This is a genomic window from Rhodanobacter sp. G2-10 (assembly GCF_055809185.1).
The window spans coordinates 145,266-162,644 of the sequence record NZ_CM147900.1 but is presented as its reverse complement, the minus strand read 5'-3'; the positions used below and the strand labels follow the sequence as shown (position 1 = coordinate 162,644).

The 17,379-nt window shown below is 64.7% G+C and carries 12 protein-coding genes; 7 read left to right on the top strand and 5 right to left on the bottom strand.

Features of this window, described 5'->3' with window-relative positions; genetic code table 11:
• Nucleotides 1-693: 693 nt before the first annotated feature.
• On the top strand, nt 694-1,665 hold the full coding sequence (gene galE, locus AC0L58_RS00720) for a UDP-glucose 4-epimerase GalE (protein WP_473685689.1): 972 nt from the start codon (nt 694-696) through the stop codon (nt 1,663-1,665).
• Between the two features lie 188 nt (nt 1,666-1,853).
• Here the strand turns inward: galE and AC0L58_RS00715 are convergent, their stop codons facing one another.
• The 5 genes from AC0L58_RS00715 to AC0L58_RS00695 all read right to left on the bottom strand — a co-directional run bounded on the left by AC0L58_RS00715 (nt 1,854) and on the right by AC0L58_RS00695 (nt 6,079).
• On the bottom strand, nt 1,854-2,741 hold the full coding sequence (locus tag AC0L58_RS00715) for a cytochrome c oxidase subunit 3 (RefSeq protein WP_473685687.1): 888 nt from the start codon (nt 2,739-2,741) through the stop codon (nt 1,854-1,856).
• A 115-nt stretch (nt 2,742-2,856) separates the two neighbouring features.
• On the bottom strand, nt 2,857-2,988 hold the full coding sequence (locus tag AC0L58_RS00710) for a hypothetical protein (protein WP_473685685.1): 132 nt from the start codon (nt 2,986-2,988) through the stop codon (nt 2,857-2,859).
• 23 nt (nt 2,989-3,011) lie between these two features.
• On the bottom strand, nt 3,012-4,628 hold the full coding sequence (gene ctaD, locus AC0L58_RS00705) for a cytochrome c oxidase subunit I (protein ID WP_473685683.1): 1,617 nt from the start codon (nt 4,626-4,628) through the stop codon (nt 3,012-3,014).
• A gap of 60 nt (nt 4,629-4,688) precedes the next feature.
• The gene (gene coxB, locus AC0L58_RS00700) at nt 4,689-5,624 is read right to left on the bottom strand and encodes a cytochrome c oxidase subunit II (RefSeq protein WP_473685681.1); all 936 of its coding nucleotides are present in this window, start codon (nt 5,622-5,624) and stop codon (nt 4,689-4,691) included.
• Nucleotides 5,621-6,079, bottom strand: a complete 459-nt coding sequence (locus AC0L58_RS00695) for a DUF2244 domain-containing protein (protein WP_473688517.1) — start codon at nt 6,077-6,079, stop codon at nt 5,621-5,623. The genes coxB and AC0L58_RS00695 overlap by 4 nt, the downstream gene beginning before the upstream one ends.
• A 297-nt stretch (nt 6,080-6,376) precedes the next feature.
• Between AC0L58_RS00695 and putA the strand changes: the two genes are divergently transcribed.
• The 6 genes from putA to AC0L58_RS00665 all read left to right on the top strand — a co-directional run bounded on the left by putA (nt 6,377) and on the right by AC0L58_RS00665 (nt 17,290).
• Nucleotides 6,377-9,532, top strand: coding sequence for a bifunctional proline dehydrogenase/L-glutamate gamma-semialdehyde dehydrogenase PutA (gene putA / locus AC0L58_RS00690; protein ID WP_473685679.1), 3,156 nt, complete (start codon nt 6,377-6,379; stop codon nt 9,530-9,532).
• Nucleotides 9,533-9,646: 114 nt separating this feature from the next.
• Nucleotides 9,647-10,723, top strand: a complete 1,077-nt coding sequence (locus tag AC0L58_RS00685; RefSeq protein WP_473685677.1) for an AraC family transcriptional regulator — start codon at nt 9,647-9,649, stop codon at nt 10,721-10,723.
• Between the two features lie 115 nt (nt 10,724-10,838).
• Nucleotides 10,839-12,074 carry a parallel beta-helix domain-containing protein gene (locus AC0L58_RS00680; protein ID WP_473685675.1) on the top strand — a complete coding sequence of 412 codons (1,236 nt, stop codon included), beginning with the start codon at nt 10,839-10,841 and terminating at the stop codon, nt 12,072-12,074.
• A gap of 8 nt (nt 12,075-12,082) precedes the next feature.
• Entirely contained in the window at nt 12,083-13,246 is a 1,164-nt protein-coding gene (locus tag AC0L58_RS00675) for an SO2930 family diheme c-type cytochrome (protein ID WP_473685673.1), read from the top strand.
• 64 nt (nt 13,247-13,310) lie between these two features.
• On the top strand, nt 13,311-15,794 hold the full coding sequence (locus AC0L58_RS00670; RefSeq protein WP_473685671.1) for a TonB-dependent receptor: 2,484 nt from the start codon (nt 13,311-13,313) through the stop codon (nt 15,792-15,794).
• A gap of 80 nt (nt 15,795-15,874) precedes the next feature.
• Complete coding sequence (locus tag AC0L58_RS00665) at nt 15,875-17,290, top strand: coniferyl aldehyde dehydrogenase (protein WP_473685669.1); 1,416 nt, start codon at nt 15,875-15,877, stop codon at nt 17,288-17,290.
• Nucleotides 17,291-17,379 lie beyond the last annotated feature (89 nt).

Here is a 17,379-nt window from a genome sequence, read left to right as displayed (position 1 = left end):
CCCCCGGAAGTGGCCTCCGCACCGGGCGCATTGGGTGAATGAAACCGGGAACGGCGCGCCCGTCCTTTGGTTTGCCGGGAGGCGTTTTGTTGCGACGCTGGGCAGGCCTCGACGAAGACATTTTGCTGCCCGCAACGCCCCAAGGCGTGGTCGTTCCGGCTTCGATCCGTTCGAAATCCGACACAGGCGTGGCAGCCTGGAAAGTGCGCGCCGGCTCAGGAAGGTCACTCTTTGACCCTGACCGTCGCCGCCATGGTCGGGCAGCGCTTTCACCTGGATGGCAGTTGCTGGTGTATCCACTCGACGGAGTCCCCCCGCAGCGAACCGGCACGCAAACCAAATCCATCAAGAGAGTGAGGGAGCGGGGCCGGATTGGTTCGGACGCCCGATGTGGTCGTTGCCGGGTGGCGTGCAGCCGCACATGCATCGGTTCACGTGGTGTCTTCGGCCAAAGGAATTGACGATCTGTCGACCTTGACGGCAGCTGCGGCAATCGTGCTGGTCTGCCAAACTCCCGAGATCGCGCACAGCAAGGCACAACCCGGCCACATCGATTTCTGCCACGGACCGCAATTACACTCGGCAGTCGGTACTGGTTCGCCTGACGGGCCCGAAGCCAATGCGCCGGGTTGTTTGGCGCAACTTTTTTGTGGAAGCGCTCGACGTTTCCGTCCAGCCCACGAGTAGCCCATCATGAATGCGATTCTGGTCACCGGCGGCGCCGGCTACATCGGCAGTCACGTCGTTCAACAGCTCAGCCAGCGCGGGGAGCGAGTCGTTGTACTCGACAATCTGGTCAGCGGCTTTCGCGAAGCGGTACGTGGCGCCGAACTCGTGGTCGGTGATGTCGGAGACCAATCGCTGGTCGCACGCATCCTGGACGAACACCGGATCGACGCGGTGCTGCACTTCGCGGCGCACACGGTAGTACCGGAGTCGGTACGCGACCCGCTCAAGTACTACGGCAACAACACCTGCAACACGCGCAATCTGCTCGCCTGTTGCGTGGAGGCCGGGGTGCGCCGGTTCCTGTTCTCGTCGACCGCGGCTGTCTACGGCATGCCGGCCAGCGGCATCGCCGATGAGGGCAGTCCGGTGCAACCGATCAATCCCTACGGATCATCCAAGCTGATGTCAGAAACCATGCTGCGCGACGTCGGCTCGGCGGGGGCGATGCAGTATGTGATCCTGCGCTATTTCAACGTCGCCGGTTGCGACCCACAGGGTCGCATTGGTCAATCCACTCCGCATGCCACCTTGCTGGTGAAGGTTGCCTGCGAGCATGCCCTGGGCAAGCGGCCAAGCCTTTCGATATTCGGTACCGACTACGACACCCCGGACGGTACCGGTATCCGCGACTACATTCACGTCGAGGATCTTGCGGCGGCTCACCTGCGCGCGCTCGACCACCTTCGCGCGGACGGCGAGTCATTGACCCTGAATTGCGGTTACGGCCACGGCTACAGCGTGCGTGAAGTGATCGACGCGGTGCGAAGGATCAGCGGCCGACCGCTGACCGTGATCGAGGAGCCGCGTCGAGCCGGTGATCCACCGATGCTGATTGCCCGGGCCGATCGACTGCGCGAACGACTCGGCTGGACTCCGCGCCACGACGATCTGGATTTCATCGTGAGTACGGCGCTGGCGTGGGAACGCACGCTGTAAGCACCTGACCGCGCTACGCGCGATGTGCGGCGTCGACGCTGCTGCAGGCGCCCTTGTCGAGCGGTGATGACCAGGGGCGCGCGGGCCACGTTGCGCCTGGCAAGAGGGGAAGGTCGGAAGATCGCACGGACAAAAAAAGCCCGCCATGCGGCGGGCCTTTTTTCGTCTGTTGAAATGACGCTGACCGCTCAGAGAATGTAGACAAACATGAACAGCCCGAGCCAGACCACGTCGACGAAGTGCCAGTACCAGGCCACCGCCTCGAAGCCGAAATGATGGTCCTTGCTGAAATGGCCCTTCAGCACCCGGAACCAGATCACCGCCAGCATGATGGTGCCCAGGGTCACGTGCAGGCCGTGGAAACCGGTCAGCATGAAGAAGGTCGAGCCGTACACGCCGCTGCCCAGGGTCAGGTTGAGTTCGGTGTAGGCTTCCATGTACTCGTGCGCCTGGAAGTACAGGAAGGTGGCGCCCAGCAGGACGGTCAAGCCCAGGAACAGCAGGATCTTGCCGCGATGTCCCGCGCGCAGCGCATGGTGGGCAATCGTCACCGTGACGCTGGAGGTCAGCAGGATCACCGTATTCAGCAGGGGCAAGCCCCAGGCCGGAACGATCTCGAACGCACCACCCACGTTTGCCGGGCCGTTGCCGCCATTGGCGCCCCAGGCAGCCGCGTAATCGCTCCACAGGAACTGGTGGGTGAGCACGCCGTGACCTTCACCACCCAGCCACGGCACCGAGAACATCCGGATGTAGAACAACGCACCGAAGAAGGCGCCGAAGAACATCACCTCGGAGAAGATGAACCACATCATGCCCATGCGGAACGAGGTGTCGACCTGGTGGTTGTAGCTGCCGGCGAGCGACTCCCGGATCACCGAGCGGAACCAGCCGAAGAACATGGCCAGGACGCCGATCACGCCGACGGTCAGTACCGTCTTGCCGAATCCGGCCTCGCCCGGCTCCGCATTGAGCCAATGCCCGGCGCCGAACATGAAGATGAACATGACCACCGCGGCGACGATCGGCCAGTAGCTCTTGGCCGGTACATAGTAGACGTCGTGTTGCTGACTCATGCTGGAACCCCGTGGATTTCTCTTGATGACCTGCCCCGCCTGCCGCCCGGGGTACTGCCCACCGATCGTACCCAAGCGCACGATCGTGAGGGAACTAAATGGTGCCGCGCGATCACTACTTCATCAGCAATATCTGGAGGAACGCCAGCAAGTAGAAGCCGATCACCACCGCAACAAGAATTGCCACGGTGCGCCGCACGCCGCGGCGACTGCCCGCGGCATCCTTGTCTTTCATTGGCTGCGTCATCTCCACAGGCTTCCCGATCCGGATCAGGCGTGCACGTCGCCGTGCGCCAATTCCTCGTCATGGATTACCGGCGGCACGGCAAAAGTATGATGCGGTGCCGGCGAAGGCACTGTCCATTCCAGGCCCTTGGCGCCTTCCCACGAACGATCGGCGGCCTTCTTCTTCGAGAAGAACACGCAGTGGATCACCACGCCGAGGAAGATCAGCTGCGAGGCGCCGAACAGGAAACCGCCGATCGAGCTGATCATGTTGAAGTTGGCAAACGCGACGTTGTAGTCGGGAATACGCCGCGGCATGCCGGCCAGCCCGAGGAAGTGCTGCGGGAAGAACAGCACGTTCACCCAGATCACGCTGTTCCAGAAGTGCACCTTGCCCCAGAACTCGTTGTACATGTGGCCGCTCCACTTCGGCAGCCAGTAGTAGGCCGCCGCAATGATGGCGAACAACGCACCGGTCACCAGCACGTAGTGGAAGTGCGCCACCACGAAGTAGGTGTCCTGGTACTGGAAGTCGGCCGGCACCAGCGCCAGCATCAGGCCGGAGAAGCCGCCGATGGTGAACAGGATGATGAACGCGATCGCGAACAACATCGGCGTCTCGAAGGTCATCGAGCCGCCCCACATGGTGGCCACCCAGTTGAACACCTTCACGCCGGTGGGCACCGCGATCAGCATGGTGGCGTACATGAAGAACAGGTCGGCACCAAGCGGCAGGCCCACCGCGAACATGTGATGTGCCCACACAATGAATGACAGGAACGCGATGCAGGCCAGTGCGAACACCATCGCCTTGTAGCCGAAGATCGGCTTGCGCGCGAAGGTGGGCACGATCTCCGAAATGATCCCGAACGCGGGCAGGATCATGATGTAGACCTCGGGATGGCCGAAGAACCAGAACACGTGCTGATACAGCACCGGGTCGCCACCGCCGCCGGGATTGAAGAAACTGGTGCCGAAATACTTGTCGGTCAGCAGCATGGTCACCGCGCCCGCCAGCACCGGCATCACCGCGATCAGCAGGAATGCGGTGATCAGCCAGCTCCACACGAACACCGGCATCTTCAGCAGGTCCATGCCGGGCGCGCGCATGTTGAGAATGGTGGCGATGATGTTGATCGCACCCATGATCGAGCTGATGCCCATCAGATGGATTGCAAACACCACGTAGGCCAGCGAATCGCTCTGCAGCGACAGCGGCGGGTACATGGTCCAGCCGCCGGCCGGGCCGCCGCCTGGCAGGAACAGGGTCGACAGCATCAGCGCAAAGGCGAACGGCAGGATCCAGAACGACAGGTTGTTCATGCGCGGCAACGCCATGTCCGGCGCGCCCACCATCATCGGGATCATCCAGTTGCCGAGGCCGACGAAGGCCGGCATGATCGCGCCGAAAATCATCACCAGCGCATGCATGGTGGTCATCTCGTTGAAGAAGTAGGGCTGCACCAGTTGCAGGCCCGGCTTGAACAGCTCGGCGCGGATCGTCATCGCGAAACTGCCACCGATGAAGAACATCGTCAGCGCGAAGATCAGGTACAGCGTACCGATGTCCTTGTGATTGGTGGACATGACCCAGCGCTGGAAGAAATTCTTCGGCGCGCCGTGGTGATCATCATGCTGATCATGGGTGGCTGCGTAGGACATGGCCGTGCACCTCTAACCTGTTATTGAATACGACTGCGATGAAACGTGATGGAACCGGGCTCAGCCGCGCTCGGCAGTTGCCGGCGTGCTGGCGGAAGCGGATGCGGGCGCGGCGGCATCGAACGGTGCGGGCGGCGGCGGCGCCTTCTTCGACTCGGCCTCCTGTTCGCTCAGCCACTTGGCGAAGTCCGCCTTGGACTTGGCCACCACCACGATCGGCATGAAGCCGTGATCCTGGCCGCACAACTCGGCGCACTGGCCGCGATAGGTGCCGGGTGTCTTGATGTTGGTCCAGGCTGCGTTGATGATCCCGGGGATGGCGTCGAGCTTCCAACCCAACGCCGGCACCCACCAGGAGTGGATCACGTCGCCACCGGTGATCACGAAGCGGATCTTGGTGTCGACCGGCACCACCAGCGGCTTGTCGACGTTCAGCAGGTAGGTGTGCTCGTCGCCGACCTTGACCGCATACGGGTCCATGCCCGAATCCAGCTGACGAGTCTCGTCGCTCTGCTTGTCGAGCTTGGACATGAAGCCGACTTTCTCGATCGGCTTGCCCATGTAGCTCACATAGTCGTAGCGCCATTTCCACTGGTAGCCGGTGACTTTCACCGTCATCTGCGAGCCGGTGGTGTCGGCCCAGCTGGTGAGACCGCCGGTGGCCAGGTACGCCAGCGAGATCAGGATGATCACCGGTATGGTCGTCCACACCACTTCGACCGTGGTGTTGTGCGCCCACTTCTCGGGAACCGCCCCACGCGATTTGCGGAAGCGGAACATGGCGATGAACATCGCGCCGAACACGAGAATGCCGATCACCACGCAGACGATCAGCGAGATATTGTTCAGATCGTAGGGCACGTGCGACCACGTGCTTGCGCCCGGCTCCATGTTCAGCTGCCATGGATGCGGTTCCGCCAGTGCCACGCCGCCGAACGATGCAAGGGCTAGGCTCGCCGCTGCCATGAATGATCGCCTGATCCCGCCAGATGTCATGTCTTGCACCTTTGTTGAACCTGCTTGCGCCACTGCCCATGGAAATCAGCCAGCAGCACCTTGAGTTTTTCCGACAACACCACGCGCTCCGATTCCGCCAGGAACGCGCCAATTTCCAGATCGCGACCGTGCGATGACAGCAGCAGGCGTCCGTTGCCAGTCTCCATGCGTACGCGCACCCAGTACGACTGGAAGCGCACACTTCGCCGGCCGGGCAACGACCGCACCTCCAGCGACGATTCGTCGAGGGTAATACGCTCGCAGCGGTCGCCAGCCCGCCAGGCCACGCTCAAGGCGACGGCCATGGCAGCGGATTCCACCAGGGCAAACAGCGGAGCAAACACATTCCCCTGCAAAGCTCCCAGTTCTGCCGTTGTCAGCACCAGTACCACCAGAACCACGATCAGTCGACGCAACCCGCGCCGGCTGAGCGAGCGATTGGGCTTGAGCCACATCGTCACGCGGGGCAAGCCGGCGGAAGCTGGTCGAAGCACGATCATGGGGACCCAGCGTGCCTGGAACGGCAGAATGATAGGCCGCGACGACGCAAGGGGCAAGAATGTCGCACCTGATTGATCTGGATCAACGCACGACGTGCGCCCGCGAATGGCCCGGAACGGGTTTGCAGCAAGCCAAAGTATCATGCTTGCGCAGGGCTGTACGAAGCCCGCGGATTCGCCCAAATCGCACGGTGTCCGGCGTACAATCCGGCGTTTGCCCAACCGCCAGCAGCCATCATCATCGACACGCCCGTGAACTCAACCATACTCAGCCCCGAGCTACCGGTTCAAATCACCCCTGCGCGCGCGCGAATCACCGCCGCCTGGTTACGCGACGAAACCGAGGCGGTCAATGACCTGCTCGACCAGGCCGACCTGCCGCCGGACGAGCGCGAACAGGTCATCGACCGGGCTGCGGGGCTGGTGACGCGGGTGCGGGCGCGGGCCAAAGACCAAAGCATGGTCGAGTCGTTCATGCGCCAATACGACCTTTCCAGCGAGGAAGGCATCCTGTTGATGTGCGTGGCCGAGGCGCTGCTGCGCATCCCGGACAAGACCACCACCGACAAGCTGATCCGCGACAAGCTCGGCGATGCCAACTGGCGCAAGCACCTGGGACGCAGCGAGTCGCTGCTGGTCAACGCGTCCACCTGGGGCCTGCTGCTGACTGGCCGCCTGGTGAACCTGGCCAACGGCACGCGCGACGACTTCAATGGCGCGATGCGGCGGCTGGTGACCCGCGTCGGTGATCCCACGATCCGGGTGGCGGTGCGCCAGGCGATGCGCATCATGGGCCACCAGTTCGTGATGGGGCAGAACATCGAGGAGGCGCTCGATCGCAGCACCAAGAAGGAGAACGCGGTCTATCGCTACTCGTTCGACATGCTGGGCGAGGCGGCCATGACTGCCGACACGGCCGAGCGCTACCAGCAGGATTACCGCAACGCGATTGCCGCGCTGGGCGCGCGCGGTCCGTATGCGAACCATGCCGATGCGCCATCGATCTCGGTGAAGCTTTCGGCGCTGTTCCCGCGCTACGAGCTGGCCCAGCGTGCGCGGGCGCGTGCGGCACTCACCGAAAAGCTGCTGGAGCTGTCGCAGCTGGCGATGAAGCATGGCATCGCGCTTTCGGTCGACGCCGAGGAAGCCGATCGCCTGGAGTTGTCGCTGGACATCATCGGCGAGGTATTCGCGCACCCGTCGCTGGAAGGCTGGAACGGCCTCGGCATCGTGGTGCAGGCCTATGCCAAGCGCACGCCTTTCGTGATCGACTGGCTGGTCGAGACCGCGTTGGCGTGCGGAAGGCGCTGGTACGTGCGGCTGGTCAAGGGCGCGTACTGGGATTCCGAAATCAAGAAGGCTCAGGAACAAGGCCTCTCCGGCTACCCGGTGTTCACGCGCAAGCCGAACACCGATGTGTCGTACCTGGCCTGTGCGCGACGTCTGTTCAATGCCGGCGGCAACTTCATCTACCCGCAGTTCGCGACCCACAACGCGCACACCATCGCCGCCGTGCATCACATGGCGCAGGGGCGGCCGTTCGAGTTCCAGCGCCTGCACGGCATGGGGTCGGACCTGTATGCCGAGGTCATCGGCAAGAACAGCTTGAACGTGCCCTGCCGCGTGTACGCGCCGGTCGGCACCCACGAAGACCTGCTGCCCTACCTGGTGCGCCGCCTGCTGGAAAACGGCGCCAACACCAGCTTCGTCAACCGCGTGGTGGACGAAGACGTGCCCGCGCGCGACCTGGTGGCCGACCCGTGCGAGACCGTGCGCGCCTTCGATCACATCCCGCATCCGCGCATCCCGCTGCCGGCCAATCTCTACGGTGAACTTCGGAAGAATTCCATGGGCGTCAACTTTGCCAACGACAACGAACTGAACGAACTGGCCGCCGCGGTCAACGCGCAGCAGGGGCCGTGGAAAGCCGGCCCGCTGGTGCCTGGCGCGGACGGCAAGGGCGAGACGGTGCAGGTCACCGATCCGTCGGACCGTCGCCGCACCATCGGCAGCTACGTCTGCGCCGACCAGGCCACGGTGGATCAGGCGATGGCCAACGCCGTGGCCGCCCAGGACCGCTGGAACATGCTGCCGGTGGCCAACCGCGCCGCGATGCTGGAGTACGCCGCCGACCAGCTGGAGGCACGCCGCGCCGAGTTCCTCGCGCTGTGCGTGCGCGAGGCCGGCAAGAGCCTGCCCGACGCGATCGCCGAAGTCCGCGAGGCCGCCGATTTCCTGCGCTACTACGCCACCATGGCGCGGCGCCTGTTCGCCGCGCCGGAACAGCTGCCCGGCCCCACCGGCGAAACCAACGAGCTGTACCTGGAAGGCCGCGGCGTGTTCGTGGGCATCAGCCCGTGGAACTTCCCGCTGGCCATCTTCGTCGGCCAGGTCAGCGCGGCGCTGGCCGCCGGCAACACGGTGATCGCCAAGCCGGCCGAGCAGACCAGTCTGATCGGCTACCTCGCCACCCAGCTGCTGCATGATGCCGGTATCCCGAAGGATGTGCTGCAGTTCGTGCCTGGCGACGGCGCCAGCGTCGGCGCCGCGCTGACCCGCGATCCGCGCGTGGCCGGCGTGGTCTTCACCGGCGCCACCGAAACCGCCTGGGCGATCAATCGTGCGCTGGCGGCCCGCGATTCGCAGATCGCCGTGCTGGTGGCCGAGACCGGCGGCCAGAACGCAATGATCGCCGACTCCTCCGCCCTGCCCGAGCAGATCGTCAAGGACGTGATCGCCTCCGCGTTCCAGTCCGCCGGGCAGCGCTGTTCCGCGGCCCGCGTGCTGTACATCCAGGAAGACATCGCCGACAAGGTGATCGAGATGCTGGCCGGCGCCATGGCTGAACTGAAGGTGGGCGATCCCGGCCTGCTGTCCACCGATGTCGGCCCGGTGATCGACGAAGATGCCAAGGCGATCCTGGTTGCCCATGCCGAGCGCATGGACAAGGAAGCGAGGAAGATCGCCCAGGCACCGATGGATCCGGCCGCCACCGAGCACGGTACCTTCTTCGCCCCGCGCGCCTACGAGATTCCGTCGCTGTCGGTGCTCAAGCGCGAGATCTTCGGCCCGGTGCTGCACCTGATCCGCTTCAAGGCCAGCAAGCTGAAGGAGGTCGTGGACGAGATCAACAGCACCGGCTACGGCCTGACCCTGGGCGTGCACAGCCGCATCGACGCCACCGTGCACTACATCAGCCAGCACGCCCGCGTCGGCAACTGCTACGTCAACCGCAACCAGATCGGCGCGGTGGTCGGCGTGCAGCCGTTCGGCGGCGAGGGCCTGTCCGGCACCGGCCCCAAGGCGGGCGGCCCGCACTACCTGTTGCGCTTTGCCGGCGAGCGCACGATCACCATCAACACCACGGCGTCCGGCGGCAACGCCTCGTTGCTGACGATTGGCGAATAAGCGCGACCCCGGGGAGCGCTTGCGCGCTGCACAAGCGCTCCGCCGTCCACGCATGATAGAAAGTCATGGACGCCGGTTCGCACCGGCCCGTTCACGCGTCGGAGCAAGCGCACCATGGCACGTCCTGCAGCACAAGTCAGCCTCGAAGATCTTGCGCCAACGATCAAGGATCCGCGCTTCACCGCTGCCGAGTTCCCACCAAATAAATTGCTGTATCTGGCCCAGATGGCCGACGCACGTGGCATCGACAGCCGCCCCTGGTTCGCCGGCCTGGCGCTGACCCGGGCACAGATCGCCGATCCCGCCCTGCGCGTCTCCTATCGCCAGGCCTGCACCTTCGTGAGACGGGCGCTGCAGGCACTCGATGTCCCCGATGCCGGATTGCTGATCGGCCGCGAAGGCACGATCGGCGGCTTCGGCCTGCTCGGCCTGGCGATGATGACCTCGCGCACCCTGGGCGAGGCGATGATGGCGGGCATCGCCCATCACAAGATTTGTGGCTGCCTGCTGGAACTGCACTTCGAGCCCGTGAGCGAGGGCGAGGTGGCGCTGGTGGCGCAACCGCGCTTCGGCGACCACGAGCTGCTGCCATTCTTCTGCGAGGAGCTGTTCGCCAGCTGCCTGATGATCGCTCGTGAACTCGTCGGCGATGTCCTGCGGCCCTCGCGCATCGAACTGGCTTATCCGCGCCCGGCCTATGCCGATCAATACACCGCACTGTTCGGTTGCCCGCTGCAGTTCGATGCGCCGCAATGCCGCTTGCTGATCGATACCCACTGGCTGGCCCAGCCACTGCCGGGCCACAATCCACTGACCGCCAAACAGGCCTTGACCCTGTGCGCGCAACAGATGACGCCGGAAGGGGGCGAGCCGCACCAGGAAATCGTGGCGGCGGTGGAGCGATTGCTGCGCAGCCGGCTGGCGCAGCAGCCAAAGCTCCACGACGTGGCGCGCACGCTGAATCTCAGCGAGCGCTCGTTGCGGCGCAAGCTGGCCGAGAGCGGCCGGATCTTCCGTGAGATCCACGACCGCGTGCGCGCCGAGCGTGCGTTGCAACTGCTGCAGGCGGGCGGCCTGAGCGTGGCCGAGGTGGGTTGCGCGGTGGGTTTCACCGATCCGCGCGAGTTCCGTCGCGCCTTCAAGCGCTGGACCGGCATGCCGCCCCAGGACGCGCGGCGCGCCGCAGCCTGAGCAATCTGGCCGATTTACCCCCCGTCGATTGGCCGATTTGCCCTCCCCTTGCGCGAAGGAATGGGCGAGAGTCGGAGACATCGCCGTTACTTGTCTTCCGAGGGGGAATCCGACCATGCGCAATCTGCTTTTCACCGTCGCGCTCGGCGCCGCCCTGGCCGGTTGCGGCAAGCAGGACGCGGCGCCGCAGAACACTGCCGACGCCAGCTTCGAGGCGAAACTGCAGGAGCAACTGCTGGATGCCAAGCCCGGCAGCGTGATCGAGATCCCGGCCGGACACTACTCGCTCAAGCGCGGCCTGAGCCTGCGCACGGACGGCGTCACCATCCGCGGCGCCGGCATGGACAAGACGGTGCTGTCGTTCAAGGGCCAGGTCGTCGGCCCCGAGGGGCTGCTGGTCAACGCCAGCGACTTCACCATCGAGAACCTGGCGATCGAAGACACCAAGGGCGATGCGCTGAAGATCAACCAGGGCAAGAACATCACCATCCATGGTGTGCGCATCGAATGGACCGACGGCCCCAGGACCACCAATGGCGCCTACGGCCTGTACCCGGTGAAGACGCAGAACGTGCTGGTGGAGGATTCGGTGGTGATCGGCGCCTCCGATGCCGGCATCTACGTGGGTCAGTCGCAGGACATCATCGTGCGACGCAACCGCGCGGAGCAGAACGTGGCCGGCATCGAGATCGAGAACTCGGTCAATGCCGACGTCTACGACAACACCACCACGAAGAACACGGGCGGCATCCTGATCTTCAACATGCCCAACCTGTCCCGCGAGGGTCACAGCACGCGCGTCTACAAAAACAAGGTATTCGCCAACAACACCGGCAACTTCGCCGCCAAGGGCGCCGCGGTGGCCAGCGTGCCAGCCGGCTCGGGCGTGGTGATCAACTCCAACGACAAGGTGGAGATCTTCGACAACGACATTGCCGACAACCAGACCGCGAACATCATCATTGCCAGCTATTTCTCCACCAACTACTACAACACGCGTGGCGTCGCCCCGGATTACAACCCGTATCCCAAGGGAATCTTCGTGTACGGCAACCGCCTCAAGGGCGGCGGCGATTCGCCCGACGGGCTCAAGCTCAAGACACTGAAGACCGCGATGTACGGTCTTGGCGGCAGCTTTCCCGATGTGCTGTGGGATGGCTACGCCGATCCCAAGGATCTGGTCGATGGCCTGCCTCCCGCCGAGGACCGCATCTGCCTCAAGGATGTCAACGGCGTGCTCAACGCCGATGGCCCGCACGACTACAAGAATCCGAGCAAGGACATGAAGCCGTTCGAGTGCACGCTGCCCAAGCTGCCGGCGGTGGTACTGAACCCTGAGCCGAAGGTGTGAGGCCGCTCGTGCAGAACCTGTTCCCCAGGCTTGCGCTCGTCGCCTGTGCGCTGATGTCCCTGGTCGGGTGCCAACAAGGCATGGATCCGGTGGCCTTCCACGCCGAGGGTCGGCCCGCCAAACTCAGCGACTGGCATGTGGTCGAAGTGCATGGCGGCAAGCTGCAACTCAATGACGGCGTCGTGCCCTACGACCTGAACACGCCGCTGTTCACCGACTACGCGCACAAGTTGCGCACGATCTGGATGCCCCAGGGGGTCTCGGCCACGTACAAGCCGGTCGACACCCTGGACTTCCCGGTCGGCACGGTGATCAGCAAGACTTTCTATTACCCGCGCGCCGCCGACGGCAAGTTCACCGACGTCGCCCGCACCGACGACTACTCCGGCGACTTCGCCGGCCAGGGTCTGGACATGGCCAAGGTGCATCTGATCGAGACGCGCATCCTGGTGCATCGCAAGGATGGCTGGGCGGCGATTCCCTACGTTTGGAACGACGAGCAGACCGAGGCCACCCTGGCGCGCACCGGCGCGGTGCTGCCGCTGACCCTGGTCGCCGCCAGGACCCGGGACGGCGTGCCGGCGCGGGAGGACTTCAACTACGTCGTGCCCGACGAAAGCCAGTGCGCCAGCTGCCATGCGCAGGACTGGATCGACCGCAAGGTGCATCCGATCGGCCCGAAGGCGCGCCACATCAACAAGAGCTATCTCTACGCCGATGGCGAGCACAACCAGCTCGAACACCTGGCCAAGGTCGGTTACCTCAGTGGCCTCCCGGCGCTGGACTCGGTGCGGCGCGACGTCGACTGGGCCGATCCGAAGGCGCCGCTTGATGCGCGTGCGCGCGCCTGGCTGGACATCAACTGCGGGCATTGTCACAACCCGCATGGTGCGGCCAATACCACCGGCCTTTCGCTGATCTACGGCACTCCCGAAAACCACGAGCTGGGCATCTGCAAGCCGCCCACCGCCGCCGGCCAAGGCACGGGCAACCACTTCTTCGACATCGTGCCGGGCAAGCCGGACGAATCGATCATCCCGTATCGGCTGGCGTCCACCGAGCCGGGCACGATGATGCCGGAGATCGGCCGCAGCACCGCTGATCGCGAGGCCATCGCCCTGATCAAGGCATGGATCGCCGCGATGCCGGGGACCTGCGTCGTGCTGCACTGAACCACCCACCACACGTCCGCCGCGGCCACCGGGCCACGGTCATTCCATGCATGGGGAGCACGGTATGAAACTGCGCCAACGTCCACTTCCAACCGCGCTGCGCTGCCTGTTGTTTGGCGGCACCGCGATGCTGTTGTCCAGCCCGTTGCTGGCGCAGACGACGGCACCGGAGCAAGCCGCCGCATCCACCGACGCCCGTTCCCACGGTGCGAATTCGGACCATCCCACGGAACTGGGCGCCATCACGGTCACCGCGCAAAGCCGCAGCCAGCAGATGCAGTCGGTGCCGATCACACTGCAGATCGTCACCGCGAAGCAGATCGACACGCTGGCCGCCACCGACCTGAGCAAGATGAGCCTGTTCGTGCCGGGCCTGGTGGTCAGCGCCAACCAGCCGACCCAGCCCAACTATCAGCTGCGCGGCATCAGCACCGATGACTTCGGCGTGGGCACGGAATCGGCTGTGGGCGTCTACGTCGATGGCGTCTATGCGGCACGTTCCGGAGGCGCACTGCTGGCGTTCAACGACATCCAGCGGATCGAAGTGCTGAAGGGACCGCAAGGTACCCTGTTCGGCCGCAACGCCGCCGCCGGCGCGATCTCGATCGTCACCAACGAACCCGGTGACAAGCTCGAGGGCAAGGTGCGCCTGCGCCTGGGCAACTACGGCAAGCGCTACGGCGATGCGCTCCTGAACCTGCCGCTCAACAACGACATGGCGCTGCGCGTCAGCGTGCTGGACAACCGCAGCGACGGCTGGGTCAAGGACGCGGCCAGCGGCAAGCGCTACGGCCGCGACAACGACTGGGGTACGCGCGCGGTATACCGCTGGAACATCACACCGAACACCCGCGTGCTGCTGTCATGGGATCACGAAAAGCTGGACCAGCCACCGCAACCCGCGTTCGGGCTGATTCCGCAGTCAGACTTCTCCACCGCCTCGGGCATCCTGGTTCCGCCATACCCGGCCAATCCGTCGAACTACCTCAACCCGCTGCATGCGCCGCTCTACAACGACGCAGTCGGTGGCGCCGAAACCCGCCGCTTCGATGGCTCCACCCTGACCATCGACCACAGCTTCAGCTGGGGCAGCCTCACCTCGACCACCGCGTGGCGCAACTTCGACACCTTCAACCGCGGTGACTACGACGGTACCAATCACCTCACCACCTATCTCGACACCACCAACATCGAGCACAACAACAGCTGGTATCAGGAATTCAAGTTCGCCGGCAGTACCGGCCTGGTGGACTGGGTCGCGGGCACCAGCTGGTACAGCGAACAGGCGCGCCAGACCAGCCAGACCAATGTCTACACCGACAGCATCGACACGCTGGCGCTGAACGTGGGTGGCGCCAGCTTTGGCAGCACGTTCGCGGGCTTCGATGCCTTGCTGCAGTCATTCGGGCTGCCCTACACCCTGCTTGGAGACCCCTGGCGCGAGCAGATCAACAACAACGGCCGCTTCAAGGCCTACGCCCTCTACGGCGACGTGATCTGGCACCTCAGCGACCAGCTGAACCTCACCACCGGCGTGCGCTTCACGCGCGACCAGAAGCAGTTCTCCTGGTTCAATCCGCCGCGCCAGGCACCGGCACTGGACCAGACCCTCGAGGCGCTCGACGCGATGGGCATCCTCGCCATGGCCGGCGTCACCCCCGCGGATTTCCAGCAAAACCTGATCTTCAACGCAGGCAGCGCCGCGCCGGTGAATACCCTCGTGAAGGCCAAGAACACCTGGAACGACCTGAGTCCGCGCGTGGTCGTCGATTACACCTTCAGCCCGAACGTGATGGTCTACGGCTCGGTCACCAAGGGCTACAAGGCCGGCGGCTACAACAGCGTGCAGATCGGCTCGCGGTTCGCCCCGGAAAAAGTGCTCAACTACGAGGCCGGCATCAAGACCTTGTTCCCCGGTCCGAATCTGCTGCTCAACGCCAGCACCTATTACTACCGCTACGACAACCGCCAGTCGCTCACGCTGGATCCGAACAGCGCCGGCTCCGGCGTGCCGCGTTACCTGGTGACCAGCACCAACCAGCAGGCGAACGGGCTGGAGGTGGAACTGCAATGGCAGCCGAACACGGCCTTCCGTCTTGGCCTCAACGGCGCCTGGATCGACGCCACCTACCGCGACGCGACGGCGCCCTCCGGCGCCAGCCTGGACGGCCAGCCGACCGGCGAGCCGAGATTTTCGTACGCCGCCAATCTGGCCTACATCTGGCATGACGTGGCCAACGGCGCGGTGGAGTTCGATCTCAGCCATGCCTACCGCGGCCCGTCCCGCTGCAACAACGATTCGCAGTTGCAGGGCACCTGCCAGATCAGCCCGAATTTCCGGGTGGGTGCCGCACGCCAGAGTACCGACGTGCGCCTGGGCTGGAGCTCGGCGCAGGATCGCTGGGGCGTGGCCGTCTACGGTACCAACGTGTTCAACAAGCGCTACGTGATGGGCGTCAACAACATCACCACGAGCGTGTTCGGCACGCCGTTCGCGAGTATCTCGCCGCCGCGCATGTGGGGCGTGGAGTTGCACGCACGGTTCTGATGACTGGGTGAGAGCCGGCGCTCGTCACGCCGGCTTTCACCACTGGCGTGCATGCTGCAGACCTTCCCCCGAGTAGCCTGATGACCCACGACAACGCTTCCCAGCTCACCGAACGCCTGCAGTCGCTGCGCGACGCCCAACGCGCCCGACCCATGCCCGACTGGGTCGAGCGCGCAGCCCGCTTGCGCGCGCTGGACAGCATGCTGCGCGACAACCGCGAACGCATCGTGGAAGCGATCCATGCCGATTTCGGCTGCCGCCCACGCGAGGAGACCGAGTTGCTGGAGTTCTTCCCCAGCCTGTCCGCGATCCGCCACGCACTGGCCAAGGGGCGACGCTGGATGAAGCCGCGCCGGCGTCTGGCCGACCTGCTGTTCCTGCCCGCGCGCACCGAGTTGAGACCACAGCCGCGCGGCGTGGTCGGCATCATCGTGCCGTGGAACTACCCGCTGTATCTGGCGGCGGCGCCGTTGGTCGATGCGCTGGTGGCGGGCAATCGCGCGATGGTGAAGATGAGCGAATTCACCCCGCGCTTCTCGGCGCTGTTCGCGGAACTGGTCGGCAAGTATTACAAGCCCGACGAGGTGACCGTCGTCACCGGCGATGCCGACGTGGCGCAGGCGTTCTCGGCATTGCCTTTCGACCATCTGCTTTTCACCGGCTCCACCGCCGTCGGTCGCCACGTGATGCGCGCCGCCTCGGCCAACCTCACTCCGGTGACGCTGGAGCTGGGCGGCAAGTCACCGGCGATCATCGGACCCGGCGCACGACTGGAGCATGCGGTGGAACGGATCATGCTCGGCAAGCTGCTCAATGCAGGGCAAACCTGCATCGCCCCGGATTACGTGCTGCTGCCGCGCGCGCAACTGTCCGCCTTCATCGAGCTGGCCGGACGCGCGGTGTCGCGGATGTATCCGCAACTGCAGCAGAACCCGCAGTACGCCAGCATCGTGTCCGATCGCCAGTACCAACGTCTGGTCGGCCTGCGCGACAGCGCCGTGGCTGCGGGCGCGGACGTGCATGCACTTGGCGAGGCCAGCGAGGACGCGGGGCGTCGCCTGCTGCCGCCGCACCTGGTCAGCGGCGTCAGCGACGACATGCCGGTGATGCAGGAAGAGATTTTCGGGCCGTTGTTGCCGCTGGTCCCCTACGATTCGCTGGACGAGGCGATTGCCTATGTCGCCGCCCGCCCGCATCCGCTGGCGCTGTATCTGTTCGAACGGGACTCGAGCCGCATCAAGCAGGTGCTCAGCCAGACCCACGCCGGTGGCGTCAGCGTCAACGACACCATTTACCACGTGGCGCAGCACAACCTGCCGTTCGGCGGCATCGGCCCGTCCGGCATGGGCGGATACCACGGCAAGACCGGTTTCGAGACCTTCAGTCACATGAAGGCGGTATTCCGGCAATCCCGCTTCAATGGCGTGGGCCTGCTCAACCCGCCGTACGGGAAACGTTTCAAGCGCATGCTGGCCCTGATGTTGAAGCGCGGTTGAATCACCGGGCCTGATCGGGCCCCTCGATGTCGCGCTGCTGCTACGCTGGCGAGTGCCGCGGGTCGCGCCCGCATTCCGGAACGGTAACG